Raw genomic sequence first — 12,625 nt, 5'->3', positions numbered from 1 at the left:
GAGCCGTGGCCGCCCGTGGTAGCCGGGGCGTCGGCGTGGCCGGGCGGGTCGGTGAGCGACTAGCGGCTTGGCAGAATCCGACATCGATGCGCGCTCACGAATTCGACGACCGTTTTGACCGTAATGAGGACGTCACCGCCGAGCTGGAACCGGGCAGTGCGATTCGACCCGCGCTCGCACTCCCCAACTGGGAGAACAGTGTCAGCGGTTCAGCGTTCGACGAAACCCCGGAGACCGCCGCGGGGTTCCGACCAGCGATCGGCGACATGGTCCACACGACCGGGTGATTCTCCCGCGCGGAGGGCGGTGAGTAGCCGTTCGCACGCGGGCCTCGGTCCCTCGGCGACGACCTCGACCCGGCCGTCGGCCAGGTTGGCCGCACTGCCCACGAGACCGAGTTCCAGCGCGCGACTGCGGGTCCACCAGCGGAAACCGACTCCCTGCACACTGCCGTGGACCCACGCCGTCAGGCGGGTCACCTCGTTCTCGTCACTCACGCCCTCATCGTGCCGCAACGGCCGGGTGAGCGCGTTCGCGGCCCGATCGGCACCGGTGATACTGTGCCGCGCGGACACTCGGGGGCCTCTGCCAGCAACTCAGGGAGCGTGCATGACCACCTCGCCAGGGCAGCCGCCACGTGACCAGGTCGCGCCGCCTCGCGAGTCCGCGGGACGGCTGCACCGCACCGGCTACCTCGCCCTCGCGGCCAGCGGCCTCGCGATCTGCACGGCGTTCGCGGGCGTCGCCCAGGTCATCCAGCCCGACGACGCGGACGCGCCACGTCAGACCACCCAGACCGGCCGCTCCACCGGTGGCGGCAGCGCCACCGACCTGGTGCCCGGCCAGGCCGTGCCTGCCGAGTCCACGGTCGTCGTCGACGGGGTCGCGGTGACGGGCACGATGCCCACCTCGTCCGGCTCGCCGACCACCGTCATCACCACCGACGAGAACGGCAACACCCGCACGTCGGTACACCAGCCGCCGAACGACCCCCGGCCGACCGGGGGCGGCCCGTCCTCCCCCGACGATGGCGGCGGTGACGGTGACGACGGCGGCGGAGACGACAACGACGAGTCGTCGGACGACTCGACGCCGGACAACCCGGGCCCGAACCCGACAGATCCGACGACAACGCCACCGGATGACGGCGATGACGACAACGGCGGCGGTGACGACGACAACGGAGACGACGGGACCACTCCGCCCACCGACGAGCCAGAGCCCTCCCCCGGCGGCGGCTCGTCCACCGGCGCGCCAGCACCGACTACGACGTCCCATTCGGCGGCACCCGCGACGGGTTCCACCACCACTTCCACCACCACGGTGACGAGCACGAGCTGACGCTTCGTGCTCAGTTAACCCGAACGGGTTCTTCTTCATTCGCCCGTTCTGGCCCCCTCCGTGCGACCACGGTGCGCGAATGCCATGCTTAGGCATTCGATCTACCCTCTAACGTCTGAAACAAACAAAAGTTCTACTGTTTCGGATATATGCTGGGGAGACGCAGACATAAGGGGGTCCGTTGGTGGAAGAGCCGAGTGCCGAACTGCTGGAGAGCTACGCGCGCCTGCTCGATCTCGTGCGCAGCGGAGCCGCCGACACCCGGCCCGCGCTGAGCCACCGCACCGGGCTCGGCCGCACGGCGATCACGCAGCGCACCACCACGCTCCTCGACGCGGGCCTGCTGGAGGAAGGCGAACTCAACCCCTCAACGGGTGGCAGACAGGCCAGGACGCTGCGCTTCCGGAGAAACGCGGGCCGCATCCTGACCGCCGAACTCGGCGCCACCGGCTTCACCGCCGGGGTCACCGACCTCATGGGCACGGTCCTCACCATCCGCCACCGCGACTGCGACATCGCGCTGGGTCCGGAGCCCGTGCTCACCGAGGTCGAGGCCACGCTCGACGACCTGCTGACCGAACTCGGCGACTCGCCGGCCGACGTCTGGGGGCTCGGGCTGGGGCTGCCGGGACCGGTGGAGTTCGCCACCGCGCGCCCGTCCGAACCCCCGATCATGCCGGGCTGGAACAACTACCCGGTGCGTGAGCGCCTCGTCGCGCGCTACTCCGCACCGGTGTGGGTCGACAACGAGGTGAACCTCTTGTGCCTCGGGGAACTGCGCACGCCCGGCCTTCCCGACGAACCGGGCGACCTGCTCTACGTCAAGATCGGTACCGGGATCGGGGCGGGCATCAGCCACGGCGGCATGCTCCACCGGGGAGCCCAGGGCTGCGCGGGCGACATCGGGCACGCCGCCGTGTCCGACGACAGCGGCGTCGTGTGCCGGTGTGGCAAGACGGGATGCCTGGAGGCCGTCGCGGGCGGGGCGGCGCTGGCCCGAGGCGGCGAACGGCTGGCCCGCGACGGCCAGAGTCCGGCGCTGGCCGCCGTGCTGGAGGCCACCGGGACCGTCACCGGCGCGGACGTCACGGCCGCCGCGGGGGCGGGTGACCACCACGCGGTGCAGCTCCTGGTCGGCGCCGCCAGGCGCATCGGGGCCATGCTCGCCACGATGGTCAACTTCTACAACCCCTCGACCATCCTGCTCGGCGGCAAGGTGGCCGGTGCCGGGGACCTGTTCCTCGCCACCATCCGCGAAACGATCTACCGCCGCTCGCTGCCGCTGTCGACCCGGGAACTGCGGATCGAGAAGGCCCGGCTCGGCGAGGAGGGCGGGCTGGTCGGCGCGGCGTACATGGTGCTGGACGAGTTGTTCTCCGTCCGCCACTTCGGCAAGTGGCTGTACGCCGGGTCGCCCAGCGGCATCCCCGACCTGCACGGCACCAACGGTCACGTGCGGCACGGCCTGGCCCCGGCATGACGCGCCGGCAATCCTGAGAGGGATCTGTGAGTTCCGCCCTTCCGGGCACAGACCCGGTGCCCGGCCACGTTGAACCGGGTGCAGGCACGTTCCGACCAGACTGAGAGCACTCATGACCCAGGCGTTCACCCAGGCGGCGTTCACCCGCGCGCCCCAGGCCCCCAAGCTGCCGACCATGCCCACGGGCTGGCCGATCGGGTCCTACGACACCTACGAGCAGGCGCAGCACGCCGTCGATCACCTCGCCGACAAGGAATTCCCGGTGCAGGACGTGACGATCGTCGGGGTGGACCCGCTGGTGGTCGAGCGCGTCTCCGCACGGCTGACGTGGGGCAAGGTGCTCACCAGCGGCGCCATGTCCGGGGCCTGGTTCGGTTTGTTCGTCGGGCTGCTGCTCAGCCTCTTCACCCCGGGCGCCGGGCTCGCGCCGATCCTCATCGGCCTGCTGTCCGGTGTCGCGTTCGGGATGGCGTTCGCCGCGGCCGGGTACGCGGCGACCCGGGGCCGCCGCGACTTCGTCTCCCAGAGCCAGCTGGTGGCCCGCCGCTACGACGTGCTGTGCCAGCCACGCAACGCCGAGAGCGGACGTGACCTGCTGGCCCAGCTGGCGATGTCCTCGAAGCGCTGGTTCTGACCGGGCCCTACCTCGGCACCGGGATGGCGGCCGTGAACGGAACCTCCGTGACCTCCCGGCAGAACGGCTGGTGGGCGTTGTAGCCGTTGGGCACGCCGTAGTCGTCGTAGCCGCCCTGCTCGATGTGCGGACGCGGGAACCGGTTGTCCTCGCCCGTTCTGATCCGCTCCTGCGTGGTCGGGTCGCAACCGTGGCGCGGCACGACCAGCGGCCTGCCGTCCTCGGTGTAGAGGAAGACGTCGGTCAACGGCGCGCCCTCGGAGTCGAACACGTACAGGTTGTCGATGTCCTGGTCGCCGTAACGCAGCAGCGGCTCACCGTTGGGCCCCTGGGGGTAGTAGGTGGGGACTTGCTCCGCCCTCAACTCCGAGAAGCGGGTGGTTTCGATCAGACTGCCCGCCAAGCCCAGGCCCGCACCGAGCACGAACGCCGACAGCGGCAGCGTGACAGCGACCAGTGCACGGTCGCGGCCGGACTTCGGGCCCGCCCACAACAGTAGGCCCGCGAGCACGAGCAGCCCGAGCAGGGCCACCGCGGACCCGTTCTTGACCACCAGCACGATGCCCAGGTAGACCAGACCGATCGCGGCCAGCACCCACCACACAGGCCCCGCCGTGCGTAACCAGCGCACCGCGGGGGCCATCTTGTCACCCCGTCCCGCTGCGGTGACCGCGCGCACCTCGGGCAGTGCTGCTATCGCCGCCGTACCCCGAGTCACCAGGTACGCGACCGACATCGCGACAGTCGGCGCCGCCAGCAGCAGTAACAGCAGAGGCTCGGAATCGAGACTCGCCGCAGCCCCTCCTCCGGCGAACGCGGCGATGACCGCGCCCAGGAGCATGCCGTACAGCGCCATCCGCGCACCGGCCCGACCGGACTCCAGCTCCCGGCCGTCCCCCTTCGCGGGTGGGGCAGGCGGGTACTCCCCCGCCGCCCGCACCTCGGCCGCGTAGCTTTCCGGCGTCCCCAGTTCCTCCGTCATGGCGGCCACGCTGGCGCGCTCCCCCAGGCCCTCGGCGATCTCCGCGAGGTGCGGGCGGACGTCGTCGACGATCTCGTCGATCTCCCCGTCGGGCAGATCCGACAGCGCCGTCCGCACCCGAGCCAGGTAGGCGCGCACGGCGGGCTGGCTGTGTGTGCTCATGAATAGTCTCCCAACAGGCGCTCCATCGTGACCGCGAAGTCGCGCCACGTCGTCGTCGACTCGACGAGCCGGGCGCGGCCCAGGTCGTTGAGGCCGTAGTACTTGCGGTGGGGCCCTTCCTCGCTGGCCACGACATAGGTGGTCAGGCACCCGGCCTTGTACAGCCGCCGCAGCGTGCCGTAGACGGAGGCGTCGCCGACCTCGTCCAGCCCTGCCTGGCGCAACCTGCGCAGGACGTCGTAGCCGTAGCCGTCGTCGTGCCGCAGGACCGCCAGCACCGCGAGGTCGAGCACCCCCTTGAGCAGTTGGCTCGTCTCCACCGGCCCACCCTCCTTCTGCGCGATGGACACTACCACGCAAAGCACAGTACTGCGCACAAGAGTTCAACCGTTGCAGCGGGAGGGCACCTCAGCGACGGCGGGCGCGCGGTTTCGGCTGGCAGCTCGGGCAGCTGAACGACGAGCGGTTCATGAACGACTCCCGCACCAGCGGTGCCCCGCACCGGCGGCAGGGTTCGCCCTCGCGCCCGTAGGCGTCGAGGGAACGCGAGAAGTAGCCCGACTCGCCGTTGACGTTGACGTAGAGCGCGTCGAAGGACGTCCCGCCCGCGCGCAAGGCGTCCGCCATCACCTCGGCGGCGGCGGTGAGCACGCCCCGCGCCTGCGCCGCCGTGAGGCGGTCCGCAGGCCGGGTCCCGTGCAGCTTGACCCGCCACAACGCCTCGTCGGCGTAGATGTTGCCGATGCCGGACACGAGTGTCTGATCCAGCAGTACGCGCTTGACCTCGGTGCGGCGCGACCGCAGTCGGCGTGCCGTGTCCGCCACGTCGAACAGCGGGTCCATCGGATCACGTGCGATGTGGGCGACGGTGGTGGGCACCACGGTGCCGTCGACCTCCACCAGCTCGGCCAGCGACAGACCACCGAACGTGCGCTGGTCGACGAACCGCAGCTCCGGCCCCGCGTCGGCGAAGCGGACCCGCACGCGGAGGTGTCTCTCGTCCGGCACCTCCGGTGGCTGCACCAGCAGCTGCCCGCTCATGCCGAGGTGCGCGAGGACGGCGTCACCGTCCGACAGGTCGAACCAGAGGTACTTGCCCCTGCGGCGCACCGCCATGATCTTGGTGCCGACGAGCCTGCCCGTGAAGTCGGCCGCACCCGGCACGTGCCGCCGGACGGCCCTGGGGTGCAGCACCTCGACAGCGGCCACGGTACGGCCGATCAAATGCTGCTCGACGCCGGACCGCACCACCTCGACCTCGGGCAGTTCGGGCACCGGGCGCTACTCCGCCCGCTCGGGCTGCTCGGCCGCGGGTGCTCCGGGTCTGCCGTCGGCCGCCAGTTCGTCGTCCAGCGCGCGCCAGGCGGCCTCGGCGGCCTTCTGCTCGGCTTCCTTCTTCGTGGTGCCGTCCCCGTGCCCCAGGTCGCGACCGCTCACGAGCACCACCGCGCTGAACTCCTTACGGTGGTCGGGGCCCGTGTCGGCGACCTTGTACTCGGGCACGCCGAGACCCGCCGACGCGGTGAGCTCCTGCAGGCTGGTCTTCCAGTCCAGCCCCGCGCCCCGGCGCGGCGCCTCGTCCAGCAGGGTCCCGAACAGCCGGTGTACCAGTGACCGCGCGGTCTCGATGCCGTGCGCCAGATAGACGGCTCCGATGACGGCTTCGAGGCCGTCGGCGAGGATGCTGGCCTTGTCCCTGCCGCCGGTGAGTTCCTCCCCCTTACCAAGCAGCAGGTGCGCGCCGAGCCCACCCTCTCCGAGCTCCCTCGCGACCCCGGCCAGCGCGTGCATATTGACCACGCTGGCGCGCAGCTTCGCCAACTGCCCCTCGGGCAGATCCGGGTGCTGCCGGTACAGGTGGTCGGTGACCACCAGGCCGAGCACCGCGTCACCGAGGAACTCCAGCCGCTCGTTGGGCGGGAGTCCCCCGTTCTCGTAGGCGTAGGACCGGTGGGTCAGGGCGAGCGTCAGCAGCTCGCTGTCGAATCCGACACCGAGCGCGTCGAGCAGGGATGTGGGATCGGCTGCCGGTCCAGTTGGCGACTTACCCCCCATTCCGGCGGCCCTTACGCAGGCTCGACTACCTGTCGGCCGGCGTACTGGCCACAGGCAGGGCAGGCCACGTGCTGCGGCTTCGGCTGCCGGCACGCGCGGTTCTGGCAGGCCACGAGCTGCACCGGGTTCGCCTTCCACTGCGAGCGGCGCGAGCGAGTGTTGGAACGCGACATCTTCCGCTTCGGGACGGCCACGGCTGGGTCTCCTCACACAGGTCTGCTCGCGGGAGCGAGCGATCGTACGAACACGTCGGGCCTCGACAGCCCGACCCGGTCACCGGTCGGAACCGTCCGCGGTGCCGTCCCCCGGAGTCTCCTCCAGGCGTTGCACCAGCGCGGCCCACCGAGGGTCTATCGTCTCATGCCCGTGTCCGGGCTCGAGATCGGCCCATTTCGCGCCGCAACCCGAACACAGTCCCTCGCAGTCGTCGCTGCACAGCGGAACCAGCGGCAGCGCGAGCACGAGCGCGTCCCGCACGAGGGGTTCGAGATCGATGTAGTCGTCGACGATCCTGCTGACCTCGTCCTCGTCGGCGGTCTCGTCGGTCGTGGAGTCGGGGTAGGCGAACAGTTCGGTGACGCTGACCTCGGTCTCGCCCGACACGGGATCGAGACAGCGCGAGCAGTGGCCCCGCGTCGCGGCCGTGGCCGTTCCGCTGACCAGCACACCCTCGACCACCGACTCCAGCAGCAGGTCGGCGGCCACGGTCGTGCCCTCTTCCACCTCGACGACGTCGGGCACGCCCAGCGTCGATTCGACGGGCAGGTCACGGCGCAGCTGATGGCTCGAACCGGGGCGGCGGCTGAGTTCGTGGGTGTCGAACAGCCACGGGTTGCGCGCGTCGGCGCGCTGCGGGCTGGATTTTCCTTCAGGCATCAAGATCTACTAACGCGGCTTCCTGCACGAATGTTTCCGCACGGTCTGTGAAACCTGCGGCGACGTCGGCAACTAGCCTACGCCAGCGCAGGGGTCACTGGGCCTGGTAGTCGTACACCGGCGTCCGCGAGGTCGCGGGCAGCGGCGTGCGCAGATGGTTGCGGCCCGAGTCGACCGTGCGCAGCGTGGTGGCGAGCAGGTCGGAGAACTCGGCCAGCTTGCCGTCGACGTAGGCGTCGCAGTCGACCCGCTGCCGGTCGGCCTCCTCGTGGGCCTCGTCGACGATGCGGGCCGCCTCGTTGTGCGCGGCCTGCACGACCTCGGTCTGCGACACCAGCCGGGCCTGCTCGTGCTTGCCGTCCTCGACAGCGCGGTCGTAGGCGTCGCGACCGGCCTGCACCATGCGGTCGGCCTCGGCGCGCGCCCGCTCCGTGAGGTCGGCGTAGGACGCCTCGCCCGCGGCGACCGTGCGTTCGGCCTCGTCCCGCGCGTCGGCCACGATGCGCTCGGCGTGCGCCCGCGCCTCCGCGACGAGCCGCTCGGCCTCCTCGTTCGCGGAACCAACGGTCTCGTCGGCCTGCTCGCGGGCGGTGCGGATGACCTCGTCCCTGCGGTCGAGCACGTCCTGGGCGTCGTCCACCTCACCCGGCAGCGCGTCCCGCACGTCGTCGAGCAGTTCGAGCACGTCACCACGCGGGACGACGCAGTTCGACGTCATGGGGACCCCACGGGCCTCCTCCACGATCGTGACGAGCTCGTCGAGCGCCTCGAAAACCCGGTACACGGCCACTCCCTCGCGGCATCGATTCCACGCGACGTGACCAGTCTGCCGCCTTGAGCCCCCGTTCGGCGGTAACCGGCGATCCAGGCGTGTCCGAGCGTGACCCTGCCGTCACGCCGGTCAGGCGAGCTTGGCTCGCAGCCGCTCCCGGACCACGGCGGGCACCATGTCGGAGACGTCACCGCCGTAGGTGGCGACCTCCTTCACCAGCGAGCTGGACAGGAAGCTGTAGGCCGGGTTGTTCGACATCAGCAGGGTCTCGACCCCGGACAGCTCACGATTCATCTGCGCCATCTGGAGCTCGTAGTCGAAGTCGCTGACCGAGCGCAGGCCCTTGGCGATGGCGGCGATGCCGTGCGCGCGGCAGTAGTCGACCAGCAGGCCGTGCCAGGAGTCCACCCGCACGTTCGGCAGCCGCGCGGTCACCTCGCTGAGCATGTCGAGGCGCTCCTCAACGGTGAACAGTCCCTGCTTCTTCTTGTTGATGAGCACGGCCACGACGACCTCGTCGAACAGGCTCGCGGCGCGTTCGATGATGTCGAGATGCCCGTTGGTAGCAGGGTCGTAGGAACCGGGACAGACCGCTCGCCGCATGGCGCGGACGCTACCAAGCGCGACGGCGCGACGCGCGTGAGGTGACCCACGCCTCGTCCGTGCTACACCCGGTACTCCGCACGAAACAACGCGTTGTCACCGTATTCCCGGGTGCGCAGGACCCGCAGCGCGTCCGGCCAGTGCGGGGGCCCGTCGTGCAGCCGCCGCTCCATCACCACGAGCGCGCCGTCGGCCAGCCATCCGTTGTCCACCAGCCTGCCCAGCACCACCCCGAGCGTCTCCGCGTCGACCGCGTAGGGCGGGTCGGCCAGCACCAGGTCGAAGGGCTCCGGGGGTGGGACGGCGACCACGGTCTCGGCCCTGCCCTCGCGCACCTGGCCGCCGAGCCCGACGCGCGCGATGTTGCCGCGCAGCACCTCGGCCGCGGTGCGGTCGGCCTCCACGAACACCGCCTCGCGAGCGCCGCGCGACAACGCCTCGAGGCCGAGCGCGCCCGAGCCCGAGTAGAGGTCCAGCACCCGCACTCCGGCGACCTCGTCGGCGGCGTCGAGCGCGCTGAACAACGCCTCCCGAACCCGCTCGGTGGTGGGTCTCGTTCCCTTGGGCGGAACCCGGAGGGTGCGCCCACCTGCCTGCCCGGCCACGATCCTTGTCACATCGCCATGCTCGCACCCGCGTCCGGGACACGGGACGGGGTCGGGCACGGCCCGCGATCGCGTAAAGTCGTTCTTCCCCTTCCGAGGCGAGGAGTGCGAGGAGCGCGAGTGTCGGAATCCCGGGTGAGACGGGCCGAGATCGCCATCGAACAAACCCACGTGGACCGGGTGTACATCCGGCTCGCGGAGCTGCGCGCGCAGGCCGAGGCCATGCGCACCCGTGGCTACGAACTGGGGCGCGGCGCCCAGAGTGAGGCCGTGTTCGAGCAGGCGTCGATGCTGTACGAGCGCGACATGATGGTGTTCCACGCCAACCAGACGCTGCAGACGCTGGACGCCGAGTACGAGGGCCTTGTCTTCGGCAGGCTCGACCACGGCAGCGCGGAGCCGGTCCACGTGGGCAGGCTCGGCATCCGGGACGCCGACTTCGACAACCTCGTCACCGACTGGCGCGCTCCCGCGGCGGCGGCGTTCTACCAGGCCACCGCCGAGGAACCGATGGACGTGGTGCGCCGCAGGGTGATCCGCTGTTCGGGGCAGTCGGTGCTCGACATCGACGACGACGTCCTCATGCCGGAGGCGGTGCCCGACGACATGAACGTGGTCGGGGAGGGCGCGTTGCTGGCGGCACTGGGCCGGGCCCGCGGCGACACCATGCGGGACATCGTCGCCACCATCCAGAAAGAGCAGGACGACGTGATCCGCGCGCCGTGGCGTGGCGTGACCGAGATCACGGGCGGCCCGGGGACCGGCAAGACGGCGGTGGCGCTGCACCGCGCCGCGTACCTGCTGTACCGCCACCGGCGTCAGCTCGGCGGCGCCGGAGTGCTCGTGGTGGGGCCGTCCGGCGTGTTCACGAACTACATCTCGCGCGTGCTGCCGTCGATGGGCGAGACCAACGTCGAACTGCGATCGCTCGGCCAGGTTCTCGACGGGATCGACGCCACCCGCCACGATCCGGCGGCGCTGGCGGCGGTCAAGGGCTCGCTGCGGATGCGCAAGGTGCTCGGCAAGGCGCTGCGCGACACGCCACCCGAGGCCCCCACCGAGATGCGGATCGTCTACAGGGGTGAGGTGCTCAAGCTCTCGGCGCGGGAGCTGGAGAAGGTGCGGCGCAAGGTCCACGGCCACTCCCAGCCGCCGAACCGGGCACGGGTGCGGGCCGCCGAGGCACTGCTGGAGGCGCTGGCGGACCGGGCGGAGCAGTACGCGCGCGACGACGGTCGCTCCTTCGACCGGGCCGAGCTGGTGCGCGACCTCGGCGAACGCCTCGACTTCCACCGCTTTCTGGTGGTGTGGTGGCCGGTGCTGTATCCGGCGCAGGTCCTGCGGTGGCTCGGCGACGAACGGCGCCTGGCCCGCGCGGCGAAGAACGTCCTGACCGCTCCGGAGGTCGCGCTGCTGTCCGCGTCGCTGGCCGAGCCGGATCGGGAGTGGACGGTGGCCGACGTCGCCCTGCTCGACGAGTTGCGCGTGCTGCTGGGACCGCCGCCGAAACGGCGCCGGGGGCAGTCGGCCGGTGCCGAGTCCCCACCGGAGCGCGGCGGGCCCGCGCGGCACCGGCCCGAGCACTACGACGAGTACTCGCACGTCGTCGTGGACGAGTCGCAGGACCTCTCCCCGTTGCAGTGGCGGATGGTGGCCCGGCGGGGCCGGTACGCGAGCTGGACCGTCGTGGGTGATCCGGTGCAGAGTTCCTGGCCCCACCCTGGCGAGGCGGCGGCGGCGCGGGACCAGGCGTTCGGCGCTCGCACCCCCCGCAGGCGCTACACCCTGCGCACCAACTACCGGAACTCCGCGGAGATCTTCGACCTCGCCGCCAGGGTGGTGGCGGGGCACGCGGAGGAGGACGAGCTGCCGCACGCGGTCCGGACCACGGGACTGACGCCGCAGATCCGGCGCACGGACCCCGGCAACCGGGAGTCGGCCACGCAGCTGGCCGCGAAGGAGCAGCTCGACGCCGTCGACGGCACGGTGGGCGTGATCTGTGCCATGAACCGGGTCGACGAGGTCGGCCGGTGGTTGTCGGGCTACGACGACGACCGGCTCCGGGTGGTGGGCAGCCTCGACTCCAAGGGCCTGGAGTACGACGCGGTGGTGCTGGTGGAGCCGAGTGAGCTGGTCGACGAGTCGCTGACCGGGCGCCGGGTGCTGTACGTCGCGCTGACGCGGGCGACGCAGCGGTTGACGGTGCTGGCCTCGGACGATCGGTGGCTGGCCGCCGGAGAGTGACGGATCCGACGCGGAACCGTCCCCGATCCGCCGCACCCAGCCACTCGAACGGGTTACCATGCCGCCGTGGCCGGTGACGTGGGGAAGCGACGGGAGCCGTCGTGAATGGTCGGGATACCACCGAACGCGCGCTGGCGGTACACCGCCTGCTGAACGCCCAGCGGCCGGTACCGGTCCAGCCGTTGCCGCTGTCCCGGCACATCGCGCTGCCGGACGTGCGCCCGCCCAAGACGGGGCTGGTGGCGGCACTCGCGCGCCGCCATTCGGCCTATGAGTACGACGACGGCGAACTCGAACTGCCCGCGCTGAGCGCGTTGCTGCGGTTCTCGATGGGCGTGCAGCGGTTCGTGCCCGCCTACGGGGTGGAGGAGTATCCGCTGAGCATGGCTCCCAGCGCGGGCGGTCTGGACATCCTGCGCGCCTACGCCGTGGTGCGGCGGGTGACGGGTCTGGACCAGGGTGTGTACCGCTACGAACCGGTGTCGCACGAACTGGTGCAGCTCGCCGAGACCGACCCGGGCCCGCAGCTCGAACAGGTGTATCTGCAGGAGGAGTTCGCCTGGCAGCCCGCGGTGACGGTGGCCGTCACCGCCCGTCTCGACGTCGCGTTCGACAAGTACCCGCTGCGGCACTACCGGACACTGCACGTCGACTCGGGCGTGGCCGTGCAGAACCTGTACCTGGTGGGTACGGCGCTGGGGCTGGCGGGGTGCGCGGTGGCGGGCTTCGACGACGCGGCGCTGGGCACCCTGCTGGGCCTGCCGGAGAACGAGATCCCGACGATGCTCTTCCCCACCGGCCGCCCCCCGGCCTGACGCGCGTCGCCGGGGGTGCCGGGGGTGCCGCGAAGGCCACCCTCACTGCGTCACAC

Annotated in this window: 15 protein-coding genes; 5 read left to right on the top strand and 10 right to left on the bottom strand. The window is 71.1% G+C overall.

Annotated elements, in window-relative coordinates:
* Positions 1-209: 209 nt before the first annotated feature.
* Positions 210-497, bottom strand: a complete 288-nt coding sequence (locus tag FFT09_RS16555) for an acylphosphatase (RefSeq protein ID WP_167305394.1) — start codon at positions 495-497, stop codon at positions 210-212.
* A 112-nt stretch (positions 498-609) separates the two neighbouring features.
* On the opposite strand from FFT09_RS16555, the gene FFT09_RS16550 reads away from it, so the two are divergent.
* The 3 genes from FFT09_RS16550 (at position 610) to FFT09_RS16540 (ending at position 3,455) form a co-directional block, all read left to right on the top strand.
* Positions 610-1,341 carry a hypothetical protein gene (locus FFT09_RS16550; protein WP_138383277.1) on the top strand — a complete coding sequence of 244 codons (732 nt, stop codon included), beginning with the start codon at positions 610-612 and terminating at the stop codon, positions 1,339-1,341.
* Positions 1,342-1,525: 184 nt separating this feature from the next.
* On the top strand, positions 1,526-2,821 hold the full coding sequence (locus FFT09_RS16545; RefSeq protein ID WP_081194463.1) for an ROK family protein: 1,296 nt from the start codon (positions 1,526-1,528) through the stop codon (positions 2,819-2,821).
* 112 nt (positions 2,822-2,933) lie between these two features.
* The gene (locus tag FFT09_RS16540; RefSeq protein ID WP_081194461.1) at positions 2,934-3,455 is read left to right on the top strand and encodes a YflT domain-containing protein; all 522 of its coding nucleotides are present in this window, start codon (positions 2,934-2,936) and stop codon (positions 3,453-3,455) included.
* 7 nt (positions 3,456-3,462) lie between these two features.
* On the opposite strand, the gene FFT09_RS16535 is transcribed toward FFT09_RS16540, so the two are convergent.
* From FFT09_RS16535 to rsmD, 9 genes are all read right to left on the bottom strand, one after another.
* Positions 3,463-4,599 carry a DUF1700 domain-containing protein gene (locus FFT09_RS16535; RefSeq protein ID WP_138383276.1) on the bottom strand — a complete coding sequence of 379 codons (1,137 nt, stop codon included), beginning with the start codon at positions 4,597-4,599 and terminating at the stop codon, positions 3,463-3,465.
* Positions 4,596-4,919, bottom strand: a complete 324-nt coding sequence (locus FFT09_RS16530) for a PadR family transcriptional regulator (RefSeq protein WP_024876218.1) — start codon at positions 4,917-4,919, stop codon at positions 4,596-4,598. The genes FFT09_RS16535 and FFT09_RS16530 overlap by 4 nt, the downstream gene beginning before the upstream one ends.
* An 88-nt stretch (positions 4,920-5,007) precedes the next feature.
* Positions 5,008-5,874: a bifunctional DNA-formamidopyrimidine glycosylase/DNA-(apurinic or apyrimidinic site) lyase gene (gene mutM, locus FFT09_RS16525; protein ID WP_138383275.1), complete on the bottom strand. Its 867-nt coding sequence runs from the start codon at positions 5,872-5,874 to the stop codon at positions 5,008-5,010.
* A gap of 6 nt (positions 5,875-5,880) precedes the next feature.
* Complete coding sequence (rnc, locus tag FFT09_RS16520) at positions 5,881-6,654, bottom strand: ribonuclease III (RefSeq protein WP_138383274.1); 774 nt, start codon at positions 6,652-6,654, stop codon at positions 5,881-5,883.
* An 11-nt stretch (positions 6,655-6,665) separates the two neighbouring features.
* On the bottom strand, positions 6,666-6,848 hold the full coding sequence (gene rpmF, locus FFT09_RS16515; RefSeq protein WP_081194453.1) for a 50S ribosomal protein L32: 183 nt from the start codon (positions 6,846-6,848) through the stop codon (positions 6,666-6,668).
* A 79-nt stretch (positions 6,849-6,927) separates the two neighbouring features.
* Complete coding sequence (locus FFT09_RS16510; RefSeq protein WP_024876619.1) at positions 6,928-7,530, bottom strand: YceD family protein; 603 nt, start codon at positions 7,528-7,530, stop codon at positions 6,928-6,930.
* Between the two features lie 94 nt (positions 7,531-7,624).
* Positions 7,625-8,314 (bottom strand): DivIVA domain-containing protein, encoded by a 690-nt coding sequence (locus FFT09_RS16505; RefSeq protein WP_024876620.1) that lies wholly within the window; start codon positions 8,312-8,314, stop codon positions 7,625-7,627.
* A 117-nt stretch (positions 8,315-8,431) separates the two neighbouring features.
* Complete coding sequence (gene coaD / locus FFT09_RS16500; RefSeq protein WP_024876621.1) at positions 8,432-8,905, bottom strand: pantetheine-phosphate adenylyltransferase; 474 nt, start codon at positions 8,903-8,905, stop codon at positions 8,432-8,434.
* 62 nt (positions 8,906-8,967) lie between these two features.
* The gene (rsmD, locus tag FFT09_RS16495) at positions 8,968-9,522 is read right to left on the bottom strand and encodes a 16S rRNA (guanine(966)-N(2))-methyltransferase RsmD (RefSeq protein WP_138383273.1); all 555 of its coding nucleotides are present in this window, start codon (positions 9,520-9,522) and stop codon (positions 8,968-8,970) included.
* Positions 9,523-9,630: 108 nt separating this feature from the next.
* Between rsmD and FFT09_RS16490 the strand changes: the two genes are divergently transcribed.
* Complete coding sequence (locus FFT09_RS16490) at positions 9,631-11,754, top strand: HelD family protein (protein ID WP_138383272.1); 2,124 nt, start codon at positions 9,631-9,633, stop codon at positions 11,752-11,754.
* Between the two features lie 101 nt (positions 11,755-11,855).
* On the top strand, positions 11,856-12,569 hold the full coding sequence (locus tag FFT09_RS16485; protein ID WP_081194447.1) for a SagB family peptide dehydrogenase: 714 nt from the start codon (positions 11,856-11,858) through the stop codon (positions 12,567-12,569).
* Positions 12,570-12,625: the final 56 nt, after the last annotated feature.

The organism is Saccharomonospora piscinae (genome assembly GCF_005862235.1).
Lineage (GTDB): Bacteria > Actinomycetota > Actinomycetes > Mycobacteriales > Pseudonocardiaceae > Saccharomonospora > Saccharomonospora piscinae.
This window is presented reverse-complemented; position numbering and strand designations above follow the sequence as displayed.

What these genes read in the sequence shown, in the direction of transcription:
- FFT09_RS16550 (WP_138383277.1), top strand. Translation starts at nt 610, where the DNA reads ATGACCACCTCGCCAGGGCAGCCGCCACGTGACCAGGTCGCGCCGCCT.
- FFT09_RS16540 (WP_081194461.1), top strand. Translation starts at nt 2,934, where the DNA reads ATGACCCAGGCGTTCACCCAGGCGGCGTTCACCCGCGCGCCCCAGGCC.
- FFT09_RS16535 (WP_138383276.1), bottom strand. Translation starts at nt 4,599, where the DNA reads ATGAGCACACACAGCCAGCCCGCCGTGCGCGCCTACCTGGCTCGGGTG.
- rnc (WP_138383274.1), bottom strand. Translation starts at nt 6,654, where the DNA reads ATGGGGGGTAAGTCGCCAACTGGACCGGCAGCCGATCCCACATCCCTG.
- FFT09_RS16510 (WP_024876619.1), bottom strand. Translation starts at nt 7,530, where the DNA reads ATGCCTGAAGGAAAATCCAGCCCGCAGCGCGCCGACGCGCGCAACCCG.
- coaD (WP_024876621.1), bottom strand. Translation starts at nt 8,905, where the DNA reads ATGCGGCGAGCGGTCTGTCCCGGTTCCTACGACCCTGCTACCAACGGG.